Origin of the sequence: Cellulosimicrobium sp. 72-3 (genome assembly GCF_013127315.1) — a bacterium.
Lineage (GTDB): Bacteria > Actinomycetota > Actinomycetes > Actinomycetales > Cellulomonadaceae > Cellulosimicrobium > Cellulosimicrobium funkei.
The window spans coordinates 486,278-506,519 of sequence record NZ_CP053419.1; the positions used below are offsets into that span (position 1 = coordinate 486,278).

At 73.8% G+C, this 20,242-nt stretch carries 16 protein-coding genes and 1 tRNA gene; 12 read left to right on the top strand and 5 right to left on the bottom strand.

The window, feature by feature from the left end; genetic code table 11:
• Nucleotides 1-109: 109 nt before the first annotated feature.
• Nucleotides 110-1,393: a serine--tRNA ligase gene (gene serS, locus HKK73_RS02235; RefSeq protein ID WP_043655299.1), complete on the top strand. Its 1,284-nt coding sequence runs from the start codon at nucleotides 110-112 to the stop codon at nucleotides 1,391-1,393.
• The gene (locus HKK73_RS02240) at nucleotides 1,390-2,220 is read left to right on the top strand and encodes an HAD family hydrolase (RefSeq protein WP_255437965.1); all 831 of its coding nucleotides are present in this window, start codon (nucleotides 1,390-1,392) and stop codon (nucleotides 2,218-2,220) included. Before serS ends, HKK73_RS02240 begins: the two co-directional genes overlap by 4 nt.
• 44 nt (nucleotides 2,221-2,264) lie before the next feature.
• Here the strand turns inward: HKK73_RS02240 and HKK73_RS02245 are convergent, their stop codons facing one another.
• Both HKK73_RS02245 and map read right to left on the bottom strand, forming a co-directional pair.
• The gene (locus tag HKK73_RS02245; protein ID WP_171467352.1) at nucleotides 2,265-3,194 is read right to left on the bottom strand and encodes a hypothetical protein; all 930 of its coding nucleotides are present in this window, start codon (nucleotides 3,192-3,194) and stop codon (nucleotides 2,265-2,267) included.
• A gap of 300 nt (nucleotides 3,195-3,494) precedes the next feature.
• The gene (gene map, locus HKK73_RS02250) at nucleotides 3,495-4,286 is read right to left on the bottom strand and encodes a type I methionyl aminopeptidase (RefSeq protein WP_171467353.1); all 792 of its coding nucleotides are present in this window, start codon (nucleotides 4,284-4,286) and stop codon (nucleotides 3,495-3,497) included.
• A gap of 170 nt (nucleotides 4,287-4,456) precedes the next feature.
• On the opposite strand from map, the gene HKK73_RS02255 reads away from it, so the two are divergent.
• From HKK73_RS02255 to HKK73_RS02275, 5 genes are all read left to right on the top strand, one after another.
• Complete coding sequence (locus HKK73_RS02255; RefSeq protein ID WP_253705751.1) at nucleotides 4,457-5,485, top strand: LacI family DNA-binding transcriptional regulator; 1,029 nt, start codon at nucleotides 4,457-4,459, stop codon at nucleotides 5,483-5,485.
• 272 nt (nucleotides 5,486-5,757) lie between these two features.
• Complete coding sequence (locus HKK73_RS02260; protein WP_043655287.1) at nucleotides 5,758-7,164, top strand: ABC transporter substrate-binding protein; 1,407 nt, start codon at nucleotides 5,758-5,760, stop codon at nucleotides 7,162-7,164.
• 177 nt (nucleotides 7,165-7,341) lie between these two features.
• Nucleotides 7,342-8,325: a carbohydrate ABC transporter permease gene (locus HKK73_RS02265; RefSeq protein ID WP_034652574.1), complete on the top strand. Its 984-nt coding sequence runs from the start codon at nucleotides 7,342-7,344 to the stop codon at nucleotides 8,323-8,325.
• Nucleotides 8,322-9,272, top strand: coding sequence for a carbohydrate ABC transporter permease (locus tag HKK73_RS02270; protein WP_021483010.1), 951 nt, complete (start codon nucleotides 8,322-8,324; stop codon nucleotides 9,270-9,272). The genes HKK73_RS02265 and HKK73_RS02270 overlap by 4 nt, the downstream gene beginning before the upstream one ends.
• 110 nt (nucleotides 9,273-9,382) lie before the next feature.
• On the top strand, nucleotides 9,383-10,303 hold the full coding sequence (locus HKK73_RS02275) for a DMT family transporter (RefSeq protein ID WP_076403726.1): 921 nt from the start codon (nucleotides 9,383-9,385) through the stop codon (nucleotides 10,301-10,303).
• Nucleotides 10,304-10,316: 13 nt separating this feature from the next.
• Here HKK73_RS02275 and HKK73_RS02280 read toward each other — a convergent pair whose 3' ends face one another.
• Entirely contained in the window at nucleotides 10,317-10,949 is a 633-nt protein-coding gene (locus HKK73_RS02280; RefSeq protein WP_171467354.1) for a bacterial proteasome activator family protein, read from the bottom strand.
• Between the two features lie 54 nt (nucleotides 10,950-11,003).
• Nucleotides 11,004-11,981, bottom strand: a complete 978-nt coding sequence (locus HKK73_RS02285) for an NAD(P)H-quinone oxidoreductase (protein ID WP_171467355.1) — start codon at nucleotides 11,979-11,981, stop codon at nucleotides 11,004-11,006.
• Nucleotides 11,982-12,211: 230 nt separating this feature from the next.
• Here HKK73_RS02285 and HKK73_RS02290 point away from each other — a divergent pair, with 230 nt between their 5' ends.
• The 5 genes from HKK73_RS02290 to HKK73_RS02310 all read left to right on the top strand — a co-directional run bounded on the left by HKK73_RS02290 (nucleotide 12,212) and on the right by HKK73_RS02310 (nucleotide 18,374).
• Nucleotides 12,212-16,144, top strand: coding sequence for a sensor histidine kinase (locus tag HKK73_RS02290; protein WP_171467356.1), 3,933 nt, complete (start codon nucleotides 12,212-12,214; stop codon nucleotides 16,142-16,144).
• Nucleotides 16,145-16,180: 36 nt separating this feature from the next.
• Nucleotides 16,181-16,630 carry a roadblock/LC7 domain-containing protein gene (locus HKK73_RS02295; protein WP_021483502.1) on the top strand — a complete coding sequence of 150 codons (450 nt, stop codon included), beginning with the start codon at nucleotides 16,181-16,183 and terminating at the stop codon, nucleotides 16,628-16,630.
• A 10-nt stretch (nucleotides 16,631-16,640) separates the two neighbouring features.
• Nucleotides 16,641-17,051 (top strand): DUF742 domain-containing protein, encoded by a 411-nt coding sequence (locus tag HKK73_RS02300; protein ID WP_021483501.1) that lies wholly within the window; start codon nucleotides 16,641-16,643, stop codon nucleotides 17,049-17,051.
• 526 nt (nucleotides 17,052-17,577) lie between these two features.
• Nucleotides 17,578-18,186, top strand: coding sequence for an ATP/GTP-binding protein (locus HKK73_RS02305; RefSeq protein WP_171468648.1), 609 nt, complete (start codon nucleotides 17,578-17,580; stop codon nucleotides 18,184-18,186).
• 100 nt (nucleotides 18,187-18,286) lie between these two features.
• A tRNA-Ser gene (locus tag HKK73_RS02310) sits at nucleotides 18,287-18,374 on the top strand.
• A gap of 9 nt (nucleotides 18,375-18,383) precedes the next feature.
• Here HKK73_RS02310 and HKK73_RS02315 read toward each other — a convergent pair.
• Nucleotides 18,384-20,198: a GMC oxidoreductase gene (locus HKK73_RS02315; protein ID WP_171467357.1), complete on the bottom strand. Its 1,815-nt coding sequence runs from the start codon at nucleotides 20,196-20,198 to the stop codon at nucleotides 18,384-18,386.
• Nucleotides 20,199-20,242 lie beyond the last annotated feature (44 nt).

The following is a 20,242-nucleotide window of genomic DNA, read 5'->3' on the forward strand; positions in this document are numbered from 1 at the left end:
GGAGGACCACGACCGCCGCACCGCCGGGTTCGTGAGGCTGCTGGCGTGGTCGACCTCCGCCTGTGGAGGACCACGACCGCTGCGCCGCCGGGTTCGTTAGGCTGCTGGCGTGATCGACCTCCGCCTCCTGCGCGACAACCCCGACATCGTCCGTGCCAGCCAGGTCACCCGTGGTGACGACCCCGCGCTGGTGGACGCCGCCCTCGACGCCGACGCGCGTCACCGTGCCGCGCTGAGCGAGTTCGAGAGCCTGCGCGCCGAGCAGAAGTCCCTCGGCAAGCAGGTCGCGCAGGCGCAGGGGGAGGAGAAGCAGGAGCTGCTCGCGCGCACCAAGCAGCTCGCCGCCGACGTCAAGGCGCGCCAGGCCGACGCGGACGCCGCGTCGGAGGAGCTGCGCGGGCTGCTGTTCCGCATCTCGAACGTCGTCGAGGGGGCGCCTCCTGGCGGCGAGGACGACTACGTCGTGCTGCGCGAGGAGGGCACGATCCGTGACTTCGCGGCCGAGGGGTTCACGCCGCGCGACCACCTGGAGCTGGGCGAGGGCCTGCGCGCGATCGACACCGAGCGCGGCGCGAAGGTCTCGGGCGCCCGGTTCTACTACCTCACGGGCGTGGGCGCGCGCCTCGAGCTCGCGCTGCTCAACGCGGCGATGGACACGGCGGTCGCGGCGGGCTTCACGCCCGTCATCACGCCGACCCTCGTGCGGCCCGAGGTCATGCAGGGCACCGGGTTCCTCGGCGCGCACGCGGACGAGATCTACCGCCTGGAGAAGGACGACCTCTACCTCGTCGGCACGAGCGAGGTCGCGCTCGCGGGCTACCACGCGAACGAGATCGTCGACCTGTCGGGCGGCCCGCTGCGGTACGCCGGGTGGAGCGCGTGCTACCGCCGCGAGGCCGGCTCGCACGGCAAGGACGTGCGCGGCATCATCCGCGTGCACCAGTTCCACAAGGTCGAGATGTTCTCCTACTGCGACCCGTCCGACGCCGCCGCGGAGCACCAACGCCTGCTCGGCTGGGAGGAGCAGATGCTGCGCCTCGTCGACCTGCCGTACCGCGTCATCGACACCGCGGCGGGCGACCTCGGGTCGAGCGCCGCGCGCAAGTTCGACTGCGAGGCGTGGCTGCCCACCCAGCAGCGCTACCTGGAGCTCACGTCGACGTCGAACTGCACGACGTTCCAGGCGCGCCGCCTCAACGTCCGCGAGCGGGTCGAGGCGGACGGCAAGACGGAGACGCGCACCGTCGCCACGCTGAACGGCACCCTCGGCACGACGCGCTGGATCGTCGCGATCCTCGAGAACCACCAGCAGCCCGACGGGTCGGTCCGCGTGCCCGAAGGGCTGCGGCCGTACCTCGGCGGCCTCGAGGTCCTCGAGCCGGTGGTGGCGTGACGGACGCCCGGGAGACCACCGATGCGGCCGAGCCGCTGCTCGTCGCGCTCGACATCGACGGCACGCTCATGTCCTACGACCAGGAGCTGTCGGAGGACGTGCGCGACGCCGTCGCGGACCTGCGCGCCGCGGGGCACCACGTGGTGCTCGCGTCGGGCCGGTCGCTCATCGCGATGACGCCCGTCGCGGAGATCCTCGGGATCGACCGCGGCTGGGTCGTCGCGTCCAACGGCGCCGTGACCGCGCGGCTGGACCCCGACGAGCCCGACGGGTACGTCCTCGAGGACGTCGTGACGTTCGACCCGGGCCCGGCCCTGCGGCTCCTGCGCGAGCACCTGCCCGACGCGCGGTACGCCGTCGAGGACGTCGGCGTCGGGTTCCGCATGAACGAGCTCTTCCCCGACGGCGAGCTCGACGGCGTGCATCGCGTCGTCGAGTTCGACGAGCTGTGGTCCGGCGAGGTGACGCGCGTCGTCGTGCGGGCGCCGGGGTCGACGAGCGAGCAGTTCCACGAGCTCGTGGAGCGGCTCGGCCTCGACGACGTCACGTACGCCGTCGGCTGGACGGCATGGATGGATCTCGCGCCCCTCGGCGTCACGAAGGCGACCGGCCTGGAGCTCGTGCGTCGCACCCTGCACGTCCAGCCGCACCGGACCGTGGCCGTCGGCGACGGGCGCAACGACGTCGAGATGCTCCGCTGGGCGGCCCGCGGCGTCGCGATGGGCCACGCGGACGACGTCGTGCAGGCGGCGGCCGACGAGGTGACCGGCACCATCGAGGACGACGGCGCGGCGCGCGTCCTGCAGAGCCTCCTGCCCGCGCGGTAGCGCCCGGGCGCCGGGGGAGAGGCGCCCGACCGGGGCCGCACGCCTCAGGGTCGGGTGAAGGTGATCTTCCCCGCTGCGTCGCGTGCGACGGTCCCGGTGTACGAGGCGCGCACCTCGACGGGCAGGTCGCCGTCGTCCCAGAGCAGGACGGTGTACTCCGCCGTCGCCTCGTACGCCCCGTCGACGTACCGGATCTCTGGCCCGGGTTCGGCGAACCACTCCGTTCGGGAGGTCTCGCGCGCGTTCTCGACGAGCTCCGACGGGCAGGACGGACCGGCGAGGCCTTCGTCCTCGCAGGCGGCCCGCAGTCCCTCGACCGCCTCCTCCACCCCCGGCTCGACGTCGGGCCGCAGGGTCGGGGTGAACGCGAAGCCCTCGGCCACGACCCCGTCCTCCCGGACGACGTCGGGCGCGAAGGCCGTGAACGACGAGCCCCGGCGCAACCCTTCGAGGAGACCGGTCGGGTCGGTGTACTCGACGGCATAGGCACCCGGGAGCAACGTGACGGGAGTGAGCTCTGCCGCCGGGTACTCGACCTGGCCGTTGACCGTCAGCGTGCCGGACACCGGCTGACCCGCACCGATCGTGTCGGCGGTGCCCAGGTCGCTGATCGTGGTGCGGTCGCCGTCGCGGGTCGTCCGGACCTCCAGGCTCACGGGGCCGTCGACGCCGTCGAGGGTGAACTCGACCGTCACGCTCGCGCCGGCCGACGAGCCGGAGGACGCCACCACGCGCGCGTCGGTGGGCCGGGCCACGGAGGCGCGGTAGAAGTCGTCGTCGACGAGATCCTCGTCGAGGTCGATCGTGGTGAGCGCCGCGGCGTCGCTCGCCCTCCCGGCCTCCAGGCTTGCGAAGAAGTCCTCGACCACCGCGACGCTCTCGGTGGTGTCGGTGTCGACCGCGCCCGGTGCGCACGACGGCGACGGCGAGACCGCCGGTGAGGCGGGCAGCGGCTCGCCGCCGCCGAGCGTCACGGGGGCGGCCGGCCACCGTGGTCCGCGGCTCCCCGGAGCCTCGGTCGAGGTCGCGTCCGTGAGCGTCGTACGTCATCCCTGCATCCTCTTCGATCGACGACGGGAACGTGGCGCCACGACGCCATGGCGTCAGGCGCGTCCCGGACGGTGCGGCGGAAGGGGGCGGGTGGCGACGTCTGGCGGTGCTCGGACGTCGCTCGGCGCCCGCAGCGACGATGCCCGCCGACCTGTGGTACCGCGGCTCTACCTCGGCGGACCGGGGCTCTACCTCGCGGTACCGGGGCTCTCCCTCGGGGACGGTCAGTCGCGGGGCTCGCGCGCGGTGAGCACGACGGGGCCGTCCTCGGTGATCGCGACGGTGTGCTCGCTGTGCGCGCCGCGCGACCCGTCGGCGGAGCGGAGGGTCCAGCCGTCGGGGTCGGTGTAGATCTCGTCGGTGGTCTCGAGGAACCAGGGCTCGATCGCGATGACGAGGCCCGGCTTGAGCGGGAACCCGCGCTTGCGGCGGCCGTCGTTGGGGATGTGGGGCTCGCCGTGCATGGTGCGGCCGACGCCGTGCCCACCGAAGTCGGTGTTCACCGAGTAGCCCGCGGCGTGCGCGACGTCGGCGATGGCGGCGGAGATGTCGCCAACCTTCTTGCCCGGCTGCGCGGCGGCGATGCCCGCCTCGAGCGCGCGCTCGGTCGTCTGGATGAGCCGGGCGTCCGCCTCGCCGAGCGCGCCCGCGCGCGGCGTGCCGACGACGAACGACAGCGCCGAGTCCGCGACCCACCCGTCGACGGAGGCGGCGAAGTCGATGCTCAGCAGGTCGCCGTCGCGCAGCGCGTAGTCGTGGGGGAGGCCGTGCAGGACGGCGTCGTTCACGGACGTGCAGATCACCTTGCCGAACGGGCTGGCGCCGAACGACGGGTGGTAGTCGATGTAGCAGGACTCGGCCCCGCGGTCGCGGATCATCCGGTGCGCGATCTCGTCGAGCTCGAGCAGGTTCGTCCCGACCTTCGTGGCGGCCCGCACCGTGGTGAGGACGTCGGCGACGAACCGTCCGGCGGGCCGCATCTGCTCGATCTCCCGCGGGGTCCTCAGCTCGATCATCGTGGTCCTTCCGGTTCGCAGGTCGTGGTGCCCGACGACGGCACGGCGGGCTCGGGCGTGCCGAGCGGTGCCGGGGGCGGGCCCGACCACGATATCGGTCCGGCGAGGGCAAGCGCTTGCATCGATCTGCTCGCGATGCGGCACGGCGCCTCGCCAGGGTCCGTCCCGGCGTGGCAGCATCACCCGTCGTGGCAGGTATCGACGACGTCGCCCAGGCCGCCGGGGTGTCCACGGCGACCGTCTCGCGCGCCCTGCGCGGCCTGCCGAACGTCTCCGAGGCGACGCGCCTGCGGGTGCTCGCGGAGGCGGCGCGGCTCGGGTACGTGCCCACGCCGTCGGCGTCGTCCCTGGCCACGGGGCGGACCCGCACGATCGGCGTGCTGACCCCGTGGGTGAACCGATGGTTCTTCGCCAACGTCATCGAGGGCGCCGAGCGCGCCCTGCGCGACCTCGGCTACGACGTGCTGCTCTACACGTTCGACGTCCGCCGCACGTCGTCGCGCCGCCGGGTCGACCCGAGCGTGCTGCGCCACCGCGTGGACGGGACGCTCGTCGTCGGGCTGCCGCTGGACGACGACGAGGTGCGCTCGCTCGTCGGGCTCGCGCGGCCGCTGGCGTTCGTGGGGTCGGGGCCGGCGGAGCAGGTGACGGTCCGGCTCGACGACGTCGCGACGGGGCGGGCGGCGACGCGCCACCTGCTCGACCTCGGGCACCGGGTGATCGGGCACGTGACCGGGGTCCCGGACCTGGTGTCGTCGTGGTCCCCGCCCGTGGAGCGCGCGCGAGGGTACGTGCGGGCGCTCGAGGAGGCGGGCGTCGTCGTGCAGCCGGACCTCGAGGTGAACGGCGACTTCGACGTCGCGGGCGGCCGCGAGTCGACCGCGGAGCTGCTGCGCCGCCGTCCGGACGTGACCGCGGTGTTCGCGGCGTCGGACGAGATGGCGATGGGGGCGATCCTCGCGGCGCGCGACCTGGGCCTGCGCGTGCCGGAGGACCTGTCCGTCGTGGGCGTGGACGGGCACGACCTCGGCGAGCTGGTCGGTCTGACCACGATCGCGCAGGACGCCTACCAGCAGGGCTTCGACGCGGCGCTCCTGCTCCTCGACATGATCAACGGTGCCCCCGTCCCCGAGAGCCTGACGTACCCGACGGAGCTCGTCCGGCGCGGTTCGACGGCGCCGCTCGCCCCGGGCGCGTAGGCCCGGCCGCGTCCCCGGTCCACGCCGGGACGCCCGTGCGCGCGCACCGTGTGGGAGCGCGGCCAGCCGTCCAGGCCCCGAGAGAGCGCGCACCCGCCGCGCGTGACGGAATCGTTACGCAAACTCACCTCCGCTGTGCTTGCACCCCGAGGATGCAACCGCTTGCATGGGGGGAGGGCGAGAGCGCACCCGCGCTCGCGACGTCGCGATGCGCCCGGTCCTCACCGGACCGGGGTGACGACGTCCGGACCCACGACGAGGTGGAGGCTGAGATGACCAGGACCACGAGGACCAGCGCGGCGCGTCGCCGCACGCTGGCGGTCGCCGCCGGCGGCGCGAGCCTCGCGCTCGTGCTCGGGGCGTGCAGCAGCGGGGGCGGCGGCGGAGGCGACGACGAGTCGCCCAGCGCCGAGGTGGACTGCGCCGACTTCGAGCAGTACGGCGACCTGTCCGGCAAGACCGTCTCGGTCTACTCGACGATCGTCGACACCGAGGCCGAGCAGCAGCAGGCGTCGTACGAGCCGTTCGAGGAGTGCACCGGCGCGACGATCGAGTACGAGGGCTCCAAGGAGTTCGAGGCCCAGCTCCCCGTCCGCATCCAGTCCGGCAGCGCGCCCGACATCGCGTACCTGCCGCAGCCCGGCCTCCTGCGCCGCATCGTCGCGGACTTCCCCGACGCGATCCAGCCGGTCGGCGACCAGGCCGCGGCCAACGTCGACCAGTACTACACCGAGTCCTGGAAGGACTACGGCACCGTCGACGGCACGCTCTACGCGACGCCGCTCGGCGCGAACGTGAAGTCGTTCGTCTGGTACTCGCCGTCCATGTTCGAGGAGGCGGGCTACGAGGTCCCGACGACGTGGGACGAGCTCATGGAGCTCTCCGACCAGATCGTCGCCGACAACCCGGAGGGCGACGTCAAGCCCTGGTGCGCCGGCATCGCGTCCGGCGAGGCGACCGGCTGGCCGGCCACCGACTGGATGGAGGACGTCGTCCTGCGCACGGCCGGCCCTGACGTCTACGACCAGTGGGTCAACCACGAGATCCCGTTCAACGACCCGCAGATCGCCACGGCCCTCGCTGCGGTCGGCGACGTGCTGAAGAACGAGGACTACGTCAACGGCGGCCTGGGCGACGTGAGCAGCATCGCGACGACCGAGTTCACCGAGGGCGGGTACCCGATCATCGACGGCCTGTGCTACATGCACCGCCAGGCCACGTTCTACCAGGCGAACTGGACGACCCTCGACCCCGACCTCGAGGTGGCCGAGGACGGCGACGTGTGGGCGTTCTACCTGCCGGGCGAGTCGGCCGACGACAAGCCGCTGCTCGGTGGCGGCGAGTTCGTCGCGGCGTTCAACGACCGTCCCGAGGTCCAGGCCTTCCACGCGTACCTGTCGAGCCCCGAGTGGTCCAACGCCAAGGCGAGCGTGACCCCGCAGGGCTGGATCAGCGCCAACAACGGCCTCGACCCCGAGCTGCTGCAGTCGCCGATGGACCAGCAGGCGTACGAGCTGCTCACGGACGAGAGCTACACGTTCCGCTTCGACGGCTCGGACATGATGCCCGCCGCCGTCGGCGCCGGCTCGTTCTGGTCCGAGATGACCGAGTGGATCGCGAGCGACAAGTCCGACCAGGCCGTGCTCGACGCCATCGAGGCGTCCTGGCCGACGTCCTGACCTGCGGGCGGCCCGGGGGCTGACGGCGCGGCGCGAGCCCCGTCGTCGGGCCCCGGGCCCGCGCGTCGACCCGGGGGCGGGTCGCCCTGGCAGGACCCGGGCGGCCCGCCCTCGCCGACCGTCCCTCGTCGTCCACCTCGTCCTCCCGGCCGCCGCCGGCCACCTCAGGAGCCTCACATGGACTGGTTGCTCGAACCCTCCGGGACGGGGGGCAAGCTCGCGGTGATGGTCGTCGCGATCCTGCTCTTCGTCGTCGTCATGGGTCTGATCCTCTTCCTCGTCGACCGGCCGAAGCGCGTGCCCGGCTGGGTCGTCGCGATCGCGTTCGCCGGGCCCGCGGTCGTCATGCTCGCGTTCGGCCTGCTGTACCCAGGGCTGCGCACCATCCGCGACTCGTTCTACAACCGCACGGGCTCCGCGTTCGTCGGGCTCGACAACTACGTCACCGCGTTCACGCGGGACGAGTTCCAGATCGTCCTGCGCAACACGGCGATCTGGGTCATCGTCGTCCCGCTCGTCTCGACGTTCCTCGGGCTGGTGTACGCGGTCGTCGTCGACCGGTCCCGCTTCGAGAAGCTCGCGAAGACCCTGATCTTCCTGCCCATGGCGATCTCCATGGTCGGCGCGGGCATCATCTGGAAGTTCATGTACGAGTACAAGCCGGCCAGCCAGCCGCAGATCGGCCTGTTCAACCAGGTCCTCGTGTGGCTCGGGCTGGAGCCGCAGCAGTTCCTGCTCAGCGCGCCGGCGAACACGTTCTTCCTCATCCTCGTGATGATCTGGATCCAGGCCGGGTTCGCCATGACGATCCTCGCCGCCGCGATCCGCGCCATCCCGGACGACATCGTCGAGGCGGCCCGGCTCGACGGCGTCGGCGGCATGCGGATGTTCCGCTACATCACCGTGCCGAGCATCCGCCCGGCCCTCGTGGTCGTCCTCACGACGATCGCCATCGGCACGCTCAAGGTCTTCGACATCGTCCGCACGATGACGGGCGGCCGGTTCGAGACGTCGGTCGTGGCGAACGAGTTCTACACGCAGGCGCTGCGCCAGGGCGAGCAGGGCCTGGGCGCCGCGCTCGCCGTCATCCTCTTCGTGCTCGTCATCCCGATCATCGTGTACAACGTGCGGCAGCTGAAGCAGGCGGAGGAGATCCGATGAGCACCCCACTGTCCGCCTCCGTGCCCGACGCCCCGCTCGTCGACGAGACCGTCGAGGAGGGCAGCGGCAAGGGCGTCGTCGCCGGCCTGGACGCGCGCGCCGACAAGGTGCGCCGCAAGGTCTCGTCGCGGCCGGCGTCGATCATCGCGATCGTGCTCGCCGTCCTGTGGACGATCCCCACGTTCGGGCTCCTCGTCACGTCGTTCCGGCCGCCGCGCGAGATCCGCCGGTCGGGGTGGTGGGAGGCGTTCGCGAACCCCGAGTTCACGGTCGACAACTACACGGACGCGCTGTTCGGCGGCTCGACGAGCTTCGCGACCTACTTCGTCAACTCCCTCGTCATCACGCTGCCCGCGGTGATCATCCCGATCACGCTCGCGTCGCTCGCCGCGTACGCGTTCGCGTGGGTGAACTTCAAGGGCCGCAACCTGCTGTTCGTCGCGGTCTTCGCGCTCCAGATCGTGCCCATCCAGGTCACGCTCGTCCCGCTGCTCACGCAGTACGTGGACTGGGGGATCGACGGCTCGTTCTGGCCCGTGTGGCTGTCGCACTCGATCTTCGCGCTGCCGCTCGCGATCTTCCTGCTGCACAACTTCATGAAGGACATCCCGCGCGAGCTCGTCGAGGCCGCCCGCGTCGACGGCGCGGGGCACGTGAAGATCTTCTTCCAGGTCCTCATGCCGCTCCTCGTCCCCGCCATCGCGGCGTTCGGCATCTTCCAGTTCCTCTGGGTGTGGAACGACCTGCTCGTCGCGCTGACGTTCGCGTCCGGCCAGGACACCGCACCGATCACGGTGCGGCTCGCCGAGCTGTCCGGCTCGCGCGGCGCGAGCTGGCACCTGCTCCCGGCGGGCGCGTTCATCTCCATGGTCGTGCCCGTGGTCGTGTTCCTCGCGCTCCAGCGGTACTTCGTGCGCGGCCTGCTCGCCGGCTCGGTCAAGGGCTGACGCCGGCCGCGGCGAGCCGGTGGCGGCGGCCCGTCCCGCACGGCGGGCGGCCCGCCGTCGCACGACCGGCGTGCGACGTCTCCGGGCGGGCGCGGTCGTAGAGTCGGTCGGTGCCCACCCGAACCGCCGCCCTCGACCGCGTCCCGGCACCGGCCCTGTTCGTCGTCTCGGGCCTCACGCAGTACCTGGGCGCGGCGATCGCCGTCGGGCTGTTCGCCGTCGCCGGGGCGGTCGAGGTGGGCTGGCTGCGCATCGCGGCCTCCGCGCTGCTCCTGCTGGCCTGGCGCCGCCCGTGGCGGCGGCGCTGGACGCGGCACGACCTCGCGTGGGCCGCGGTCTTCGGGGTCGCGCTCGCGGCGATGAACCTCGCGTTCTACGTCGCGATCGACCACCTCCCGCTCGGCACCGCCGTCGCGATCGAGTTCCTCGGCCCGGTCGCGGTCGCGGCGGTCACGGGCAGCGGCTGGCGCGAGCGCGGCGCCATCGCGGTCGCGGCGGCCGGGGTCGTGCTGCTCGCCGGCGTGACGGTCGGGTCCGACCTCCCGCACGACGACGCCGTGCTCGGCCTCGCGGCGATCGCCGTCGCCGCCGCGTGCTGGGCCGCGTACATCGTGCTCGGCCGCCGGGTCGCCGTCGGGGGCTCGGGCGTCACGTCGCTCGCGGTCGGGATGGCCGTGGGCGCGCTCGCGTTCGCGCCGTTCCTCGCGCCGGACGCCGTCCCGGTGCTCGGCGACTGGCGGCACGCCCTGGCCGTCGCGGGGATCGCGCTGTTCTCGTCCGTCGTGCCCTACGCGCTCGAGCAGGTGATCCTGCGCCGCGTCAGCGCGGCGACGTTCTCGGTGCTCCTCGCGCTGCTCCCGGCGACGGCGGCCGTCGTGGGCGCCGTCGTGCTCCGGCAGGTCCCGAGCCCCCTGGAGCTGGTCGGCCTCGTGCTCGTCTCCGGGGCGATCGCCATGACCGCCGCGCGCCCGGGCGCGAGCGGGCGCGGGGAGCCGGACGGCGTGCTGCCGACCGACCCCCCGCCCGCCTGAGCGGACCGGGGCCTCAGAGGTACTGGCCGGGCGAGGGGCGTCCGTCGTGCTCGTCCGGGCGCGGCTGCTGCCCCGGCATCCCGCCGGGCGCACCGTGGCCCATGGGCGGCAGCGAGCCGGGCGGCAGAGCCCGGCGCATCTGCGAGAGCTGCGCCTGCGCGGCCATCTGCTGCGCGACGAGCGCCGTCTGGATGCCGTGGAACAGCCCCTCGAGCCAGCCCACGAGCTGCGCCTGCGCTACCCGGAGCTCCGCGTCCGTCGGGACGCTGTCGTCCGAGAACGGCAGCGTGATGCGGTGCAGCTCGTCGACGAGGTCTGGCGAGAGGCCCTCCTCGAGCTCCGTGAGGGACCGCTCGTGGATCTCCGCGAGCCGCGAGCGCGCCGCCTCGTCGAGCGGGGCGTCGCGCACCTCGTCGAGGAGCTTCTTGATCATGCCGCCGATGCGCATGACCTTGGCCGGCTCCTCGATGACGGTCGCCGGGTTGCGGTCGGGGTCGGTCGAGTCGTCGCTCTCGACGACGCTCACCCCCGTGCCGTCAGGCATGACCACGGTGGAACGGCCGGGCTCGTCGTCGCCCTGCGCGTTCGCGGCAGGGTCGGGAGCGGTGGGCTCGTCGGGACGGGGGTCGCGCGGTTCGTCAGCCATGGGTCCAGTCTTGCGCGTGCCACCCCCGCGCGCACCGACGGGCGCGACCCGCCGTCATGGGACGAGCAGCACCTTGCCGAACACCTCGCCCGAGTCGAGCAGCTCGTGCGCGCGCGCCGCCTCGTCGAGCGGCAGGCGCGCGTGCACGACCGGCCGCACCCGGCCGTCCTCCACCAGCGGCCAGACGTGCGTCAGCACCTCGTGCACGATGCGCGCCTTCTCCTGCGGCGGGCGGGCCCGCAGCGTCGTGCCGGCCACCGTGGCACGCCGGGCGAGGAGGAGGCCGAGGTCGAGCTCCGCGCGTCGTCCCTTCTGCATGCCGATGACGACGAGGCGACCGCCCGTGGCGAGGACCTCGAGGTTGCGCGGCAGGTAGGCGGCCCCGACGACGTCCAGCACCACGTCCGCGCCGTGGCCGCCCGACGCGTCCCGCACCGCGGCGACGAAGTCCTCCTCGCGGTGGTCGACGGCGAGGCTCGCCCCGAGCGCGAGGCACCGGTCGGCGCGGTCGCGACCGCCCGCGGTCACCGCGACGTGCGCCCCCAGCGCCGCGCCCAGCTGGACGCCCACCGTCCCGACGCCGCCCGAGCCGCCGTGGACGAGCAACCACTCGCCGGGCGCCAGGCGGCCCACGTCGACCACGTTGCTCCAGACGGTGCACACCGCCTCGGGGAGGGCGGCCGCGTCCACGAGGTCGACGCCGTCGGGGACGGGGAGCACCTGCGTCGCGCGCACCCGTACCTGCTCCGCGTACCCGCCGCCGTCGAGCAGCGCGACCACCCCGTCGCCGACCGACCAGCCCGACACCGCGTCCCCGACGCGGGCCACGGTGCCCGAGACCTCGAGGCCCGGCCAGTCGGGTGCGCCGGGCGGGGGAGGGTAGGATCCAGCGCGTTGTAGCAGGTCAGCACGGTTCACGCCAGCGGAAGCGACGTCGACCACGAGCTCGTCCGGCCCAGGGGTCTGGTCAGGGAGCGTGGAAACCGTTAGTTTCTCAGGGCCACCGGAGCCCGATATCGTGACGCCTCGCATCTCGCCGAGACTACGCGGAGGGCCCGGGAGGCGCCGGATCACCGACGGGGGCACCGCGTGACGAGGGCGATTGTTCGTGCTCCTCGCGGATTAGGTGTCCGGGGGAAGTGCACCGATAGTTAGTACGCACGACCGGGGAGCGAGCCCGGGAGGCGCCGCTGCCACGCGCGTCGACCATGCCGCCGAACGGGTGGACCAGGTGATGGAGGCAGGTTCGTATGCTCCGCAGGTTGAGCGTCCGCGGGAAGATCCTTGCGGCACTCGCGGTGCCCGTCCTCGTCCTCTTCGCCGCCGCGGCGATCATCTCGGCCCAGGCCATCGGGACCGCGCGCGACGCGAGCCAGACGAGCGCGCTCGTCGCGGCGCTCGCGGCGCAGGACGCGGCCGGGACGGAGATCGCGGCCGAGCGCACGTACTCGTTCCTCGACGCCAACAGCACGCGCGACACGGCCGAGGAGGCCGAGGCGCAGATGATGGCGCAGCGCGAGAAGACCGACCGCGCGCTCGACGCGCGCGACCGCGCGTACGAGCGGCTCAACACCTCCGCACTCGACCCCCGCGTGCGCAAGGCCGTGGCCGACACGATCGGTGACCGGTCTGAGCTCGTGGGTGTCCGCCAGGCGATCGACCGGTCCGGTCTCGGCCAGCTGCAGCGCAACTCGATGTACAGCGACCTCATCGACGCGGCGCTGGACGTGCCGCGCACGCTCGCGGACACCACTCCCGACCGCAGCCTCGCGCAGTACCTCGACACCTACGTGCTCCTCGACGAGCTGCTCGCCCAGCAGGCGCTCGAGCAGCCGCTGGCTGGAGCGGTGCTCCAGGCCGCGCAGGCGGGCCAGCAGAACACCGTCACCAACCAGCAGGCCGCCGTCCTCGTCACCACCGGAGACACGCTCGCCGCCCGCGCGCGCGCCGCGGTCCGCCAGCTGCCCGGGGAGTTCCGCCTCGAGACGCCGACGGCGACCTACAACCAGATCCGGCAGAACCTCATCGGGTCGCGCCCGGCAGCCACCCCGCCCAGCCAGGCGGCGCAGTGGCCGACGCTCTCGCAGGAGGACCGCGACCAGACCGCCCCCGTGCGCGACGCGGTGCGCACCGAGACCGCGGAGAAGGCCTCGGACCTCGCGGGGGCCGCCACGACGCGCGCCGTGATCACCATCCTCGTGACGCTCGCCGCGGTCGTCGCCTCGATCCTCGTGGCCGGCTTCATCGCGCGTGCGATCGTCAACCCGCTGCGGCGCCTCACCGACGCCGCCGAGGACGTCCGTGACCAGCTCCCCAAGCTCGTCGAGCAGGTCGCCGTGCCTGGCCAGGGTCCGGGCATCGACCTCGCGCCGATCACCGTCGAGTCCAGCGACGAGGTCGGCCAGCTCGCCACCGCGTTCAACGACGTGAACCAGACGACGATCAAGGTCGCCCGCGAGCAGGCCGCGCTGCGTGGCTCGATCGCCGAGATGTTCGTCAACGTGGCCCGCCGCGACCAGGTGCTCCTCAACCGCCAGCTCGCGTTCCTCGACGACCTCGAGCGCTCCGAGGAGGACGCGGGCACGCTGTCCAACCTCTTCCGCCTCGACCACCTCGCGACCCGGATGCGCCGCAACGCAGAGTCGCTGCTCGTGCTCGCCGGCATCGACTCGGGCCGTCGGGTGCGCCAGCCGATGCCGGCCTCCGACGTGATCCGTACCGCGTCCTCCGAGATCGAGCTGTACGACCGCGTGCGCCTCAACCTCGTCGTCGACCCGCTCATGCTGGGGCACAACGCGCTCAACGCGGCGCACCTGCTCGCCGAGCTCCTCGAGAACGCCACGATGTTCTCCGAGCCGCACACGCCCGTCGAGGTCACCACCGGCCGCGACGCGGACTTCGTGCACATCACCGTCCGGGACCACGGTCTGGGCATGACGGCCGAGGAGATCGCGGAGGCGAACCGGAAGGTCGCGACGCACGCGGCCTCGGACGTCGTCGGCGCCCAGCGCCTGGGCCTGTTCGTGGTCGGCCGCCTCTCGGAGCGGCTCGGAGCCAAGGTCCGCTTCAGCGCCGGGGGCGACGAGCAGGGCACCGAGGTCGTCGTGTCCTTCCCGGCCGTCCTCTTCGTGCCCGACTCGAACGTCCCGCTCCCGCAGCCGACGGACCCGTTGGAGACGAGCACCCAGGCCGCCGCGCAGCAGCTCACGAGCACGGGCGTGATGCCGGCGCTCCCCGCCGAGCCCGCCGCTGCCGCCCCCGCCCCGACGGCGTCCGTCGCGGCCGTGGAGCCCGAGGCCCCCGCCGCCGTGCCGGTCGACCTCGACGCGCTCACCGACGGGACCACGCAGACGGGCATGCCGCGCCGTCGCTCCCGCACGGTCGACCCGGCGGCGGCCGCGCCCAGCGCGTCGTTCGCGTCGGGCCCGCAGACGGGCGCCATCGTGCTCCCGCCGCTCGCGACCCCGGCCCTCCCGGACGAGCTGCCCGCCGCGGACGAGGCCTGGACCCCGCCCGCGGAGGTGGCTCCCGCCGCGTCGGCGCTCCCGAGCCGGTCCCGTGCCGCCACGACCCCGGTCGAGCCCGTCTCGGCCGAGATCCCGGTGCTCGACGTCAGCACCCGCAGCGCGCTCTTCTCGAGCTTCCGCCCCGTGGGCGAGCGACCGGTCACCGAGAACCCGGTCGAGCTGCCGGTCGCGCCGGACGTCACGGCGACCGACATCCCGCTGGTGAGCGACGTGCCGACGGCCGAGGCCGCCGTCCACCACGAGGTCGTCTGGACCCCGCCGGAGGTCGCGGAGCAGCCGGCCGCCCCGAGCGCGGCCACGGGCACGGAGCAGGCCTGGGCGCCCGAGCAGGCCTGGGCCCCGGAGCAGCCCGCCGAGCAGGCGTGGACCCCGGAGCAGCCCGCCGAGCAGGCGTGGACGCCGCAGCAGCCCGCCGAGCAGACGTGGGAGCCCGAGCCTGCGCAGGAGACCGCGTCCGCGGGCTGGGCGCCGTCGTCGTTCGCCGACGCGCCGCTCGACGCGACCCGCGTCGTCCCGCCCGTGGCGCCGCAGCCCGAGCAGCCCGCGGCCGAGCGCGCGCCGCTCGCCGACCGGAACCAGGCCGCGACCGAGGTCCGGCCCGTGGCGCCCTCCGCCCCGGAGCAGACGGACGTCCCGGTCGTGGCCGAGGGCCGTGCCGCGGACGGTGCCGAGGAGATCCCCGCCGAGCTCTCGTTCGAGGCGCTTCCCCGCTTCGAGGAGCTCATGGCCGACCTCCCGACGCGCCGATCGCTGCGCGAGAGCCAGGCGCGCAAGCGCGGTCTCTTCGGGCGTCGTCCGCGGACGACCGCCACGCCGCAGGCGACGCGACCCGCCGGCCCCTCGGCGGAGGCGCTCGCCTCGCGCCCGGCGGTCTCGACGCCGGCGCCGGCACCGGCGGCGGCCGCACCCGCGGCGGCCGCACCCGCGGCGTCGAACCCGGTGGCACCTGCGCCCGCGGCGCCCGCCCCGGTCCAGGCGGCCCCGGCCGCGCGGCAGGAGCCGGGCGCGCCGGCACGCACGTCCGCGTTCGCGCCGCGCGCCGACCTCCCTGCTGCACCCACGCCGTCCTTCGCCCCCGAGGCGCCGGCGGCCCCGGTGCAGGAGACGCGGAGCCTCCCCCCGGTCCAGGACGACCCGTACCCCGCGGTCCGACCGTCCGCGCCCGAGCCGGCCCCCGCCGCCGCGTGGGACGCCGCTCCCGCCAGGGACGCGGCGTCGGGCTACGGTCCGCCGAGCCCGCTCGCCCGGCGCCCGGTCGCGGAGTCCCTCGAGCCACTGGACGCGGGGTACGTGTCCGACTCGGTCGAGGCGCGGTCGGACTGGATGGCGTCGGCGGTGCTGTACGAGGAGATGTCCACCCTGCTGCAGGGCAGCACCGATTTCCAGGAAGCGACCTTGGCGGACCCGAACGACGGCATCTACCAGCCGCTCAAGGTCGACGCCGCGGCGTCGGGCCTCGCGCGACGCTCGCGCGGCGAGGAGCGCGACGGGTACGTCGACCGCTTCACGGCGCGGATCGACCGCGACCCGGAGCAGCTGCGGGCGCGCCTTTCGGCGTTCCAGTCGGCGACCGCCCGCGGGCGTGTCGAGGGGCAGGACGAGACGAGTTCGACGTGGAACCCCGAGGCCATGGATTATGTCCCTGATTCAGCGCCGCAGGCGCGGTGACGACATGCCGTCTGCGGCAACTGACGAGGAGGAACAGTGAACGCGCTCAGCACCGAGGCCACGAACTTCGGGTGGCTGCTCGACAACTTCGTGCGGACCGTACCGGGCAGCCGGCACACGCTCGTGGTGTCGGCGGACGGCCTGCTCATGGCGATGTCCGACCAGCTCGACCGGACGAGCGGTGACCAGCTCGCCGCGATCGTCTCGGGCATGTCGAGCCTGACCCGCGGTGCGGCCCGCCAGCTCAACGGCGGGAACGTCCGGCAGGCCATCATCGAGATGGACAACGGGTTCCTGTTCCTCATGAACGTGTCGAACGGCTCCGTCCTGGGCGTGGTGGCCGAGGCGAACTGCGACATCGGCCTCATCGGCTACGAGATGGCGCTCCTCGTCTCGCGCACGGAGGCGACCCTGACGCCGCAGCTCATCTCGGAGATGCGGGGTAGCCTTCCGGTCGACGGTGCGACCCGAACCCCGGTGGGATGAGGACTGATCGATGACGAACGTACCTTTCGGCAGCATGGGAGCCCACGACGGGTACGAGGCGGCGACCGTCCGCCCGTACGCGGTGACGGGTGGTCGCGTGCGGTCCGCCACGTCCGACCTCCCGCTCGAGGCGCTCGTCGAGGTCATGCCGGGTGCCGTGAACAGCTTCGGGCTGCCGCCCGAGAAGCGCTCGATCCTCCAGCACGCCGCGCACACGTACGTCTCGATCGCCGAGCTCTCCGCGCTCCTGCGCCTGCCGCTCGGCGTGACGAAGGTGCTCGTCGCGGACCTGCAGGAGGACAACTACATCACCGTCCACACGTCGACCCCGCTCAACGTCCACACGGGTCACGGCAGCAACCACTCGGGTCTGTCCCTGAGCGTCTTGGAGAGTGTTCTCAATGGCATTTCCACCCTCTGACGGCTCGGGGAGCGGGCCGCAGGCAGGGCAGCCGTCCGGGGCGAGCGGGGGTGCGCCCGGCGGTCAGCCGGCGCTGCGCCAGACGGCGTGGGCTCCGGTGAGCGCCCCCGTCGGCGTGCCGACCCAGGCGGCTCCGGCGACGCCCGGCCAGCCTGCGGCACCGCAGCAGCCGGCCGCGGCCCAGCCCGTCGCTCCGGCGGCGCCGCAGCCGGCGGCACCGCAGCCCGTTGCGCCGGTGGCACCGCAGCCCGCGACGGCTCCGGCCGCACCGCAGCCGGTCGCCCCTGCTCCGGCCGCCGCGCAGCCCGCCCCGGCTCCGGCCGCCGCGCAGCCGTCCCCGGCCGCCGCGCAGCCTGCGTCGGCTCCCGTCGCGCAGGCCGCGGCCCAGCCGCGCACCGCGCCGCAGCCCCTGGCTGCCGCGCAGCCCGTGGCTCCCGCTCAGCAGGCGCCTGCTCAGCAGGCGCCTGCTCAGCCGGTCGCCCCGGTGCAGCAGGCGGCCCCCGCGCGCCCGGTCGCGGCAGCGCCCGTGGCTCCGCCCGCCGCGGCGGCGCAGCCCGGGGGTGCGACGGCGTCCCGGACCGCGCCGACGGTCGTGAAGATCGTCGTGGCGGGCGGTTTCGCCGTCGGCAAGACGACGTTCATCGGCTCGATCTCGGACGTCGAGCCGCTCAACACCGAGGCCGCGATGACGGAGCACTCGGTGGGCGTCGACGACGCGGGCGGCGTGTCCGACCGCAAGACGACGACGACCGTCGCGATGGACTTCGGCCGCGTCTCGTTGCCGGGCAACCTGTGGCTCTACCTGTTCGGCACGCCGGGCCAGGACCGCTTCCTCTTCATGTGGGACGACCTGGTCCGCGGCGCGATCGGCGCCGTCGTGCTCGTCGACACCGACCGCCTGGAGCAGTGCTTCCCGGCGATCGACTACTTCGAGTCGCGCAACATCCCGTTCGTCGTGGGCGTCAACTGCTTCGACGGCGTGGCCAAGCACAAGCTCGAGGACGTCCGCGAGGCGCTGCAGATCCCGCCGCACGTGCCGATGCTCTACACGGACGCGCGCTCGCGCGCGGCGACGAAGCAGACGCTCATCGCGCTCGTCCAGCTCGCGATGCGCCAGCTCCGCGGCGCGGCCTGACCGCTCCCGCACCCCGCGCCACCGCACGACGGCGGGCCGCCCTCCACGGGTCGGCCCGCCGTCGTCGTGCACGGGCGGGGCGTGCCACAATGGCTCGCCGGGAGGGCTGACAGAGCGGCCTAATGTGACGGTCTTGAAAACCGTTGTGCGGCGACGCACCGGGGGTTCGAATCCCTCGCCCTCCGCCAGTCGTGCCGTCAGGCCGGGTCGGGAGCCGTGCTCCGTCCCGGCCTGACGCGCGCCGGGCGCAGTGCTGCCGGGGCGTGCGCCGGGACCAGCGGGTGCCGCGGTGCCACCGGGTCCAGCACGGCGTACGCAGCGCCGAGCGGCGGGCGCCCGTCCTCGTCCCCCGCGTTGGGCCAGAGCGCACAGGCCCGTTCCGCGAGCGCCGTGATCGTGAGCGACGGGTTCACCCCGAGGTTCGCGCTCACCGCGGACCCGTCCATGACGTGCAGGCCGGGCTGACCGTGGACACGGTGGTACGGATCGATCACACCCGTCCGCGGCGAGGCGCCGATCGCGCACCCGCCGAGGATGTGGGCCGTCATCGGGACGTCGAAGGGCTCGCCGACGGTCCCTCCCGGCATGCCGCCCATGCGCCGGGCCATGCGGCGCGCGGCGTCGTTCCCGGCCGGGATCCAGGTCGGGTTGGGCGCGCCGTGCCCCTGGCGGGACGTGAGGACCTTGCGGCCGAGGAACCCGCGCCGCAGTGAGGTGGTGAGCGAGTTGTCGTGGCTCTGCATGACGAGCGCGATGATCGTCCGCGACGACCAGCCGCGCAGGTCGGCCATCGCCGGCAGGTCCCGACGTCGGCGCCACAGCTCCCGCATCCAGGTGCGCCACCTGCCCGGGCCACCGTCCGTGAGGACGGTCTGGAGCAGCCCCATGGCCCCCGACCCCTTCCCGTACCGCACGGGCTCGACGTGGGTCCGGGCGTCCGGGTAGAACGACGACGTGATCGCGACGCCGCGCGAGTAGTCGGGTGCGTCGGACCGTCGCTGGTGGTCGCGACGCCGGACCGTGGCGCCGAGCAGGGCCTCGGAGTTGGTGCGCGTGAGGTGTCCCAGTCGCTCGGAGACCCCCGGCAGGCGTCCCGAGTCCCGCATGGCGTGGAGGAGTCTCTGCGTGCCCAGCGCCCCCGCGGAGAGCACGACGTGTCGTGCCGTGTAGCGCCGCCGTCCTGCCCAGGGGCGCCCCGAGCGATGGGCGAGGACCTCGTGCACGACGCCGCCCGCGCCGTCGGGCACGGGCCGCACCTCGGTGACGGTCGTGAGCGGCAGGACCTGGGCGCCGCCGCGCTCGGCGAGGTAGAGGTAGTTCTTCACGAGCGTGTTCTTCGCCCCGACCCGGCACCCCGTCATGCACGCGCCGCACTCGGTGCAGCCGCGCCGCTCGGGCCCGGCCCCGCCGAAGTAGGGGTCGGGGGCGGTGACCCCCGGCTCCCGTGTCCCGCCTCGGCCGAAGAACACACCGACCGGCGCCTTCACGAAGGTGTCGCCCACCCCGGTCTCGCGGGCCACGTCCTCCAGGACGTCGTCCGCGGGGGTGCGTCCGGCGTAGGTGGTCACGCCGAGCATCCGGCGCGCCTGGTCGTACCAGGGCGCCAGCTCGGACCGCCAGTCGGCGACGTCGGCCCAGGCGGGGTCCGTGAAGAAGTCGTCGAGCGGCTCGTACAGCGTGTTCGCGTACACGAGGCTGCCGCCGCCGACACCGGCGCCGGCGAGGACGAGCACGTCGCGGAGGCGGTGGATGCGCTGGATCCCGAAGCACCCGAGGGCGGGTGCCCACAGGAACGACCGGAGACGCCACGACGTGCGGGGGAGCTCCTCGTCGGTGAAGCGGCGGCCCGCCTCGAGGACGCCGACGCGATAGCCCTTCTCGGTGAGGCGCAGGGCGGCGACGCTGCCGCCGAACCCCGAGCCGACCACCAGCACGTCGAAGTCGGTCGGGACGCGCGGGCCACCGCGCCCGGGTACGTCGGCGGGGGCGGTGCGGGGGACGTCGGCGGCCATGGGCAGACGGTACGCCACGACGGCGCGGGGCTCTGGCCGGGAGG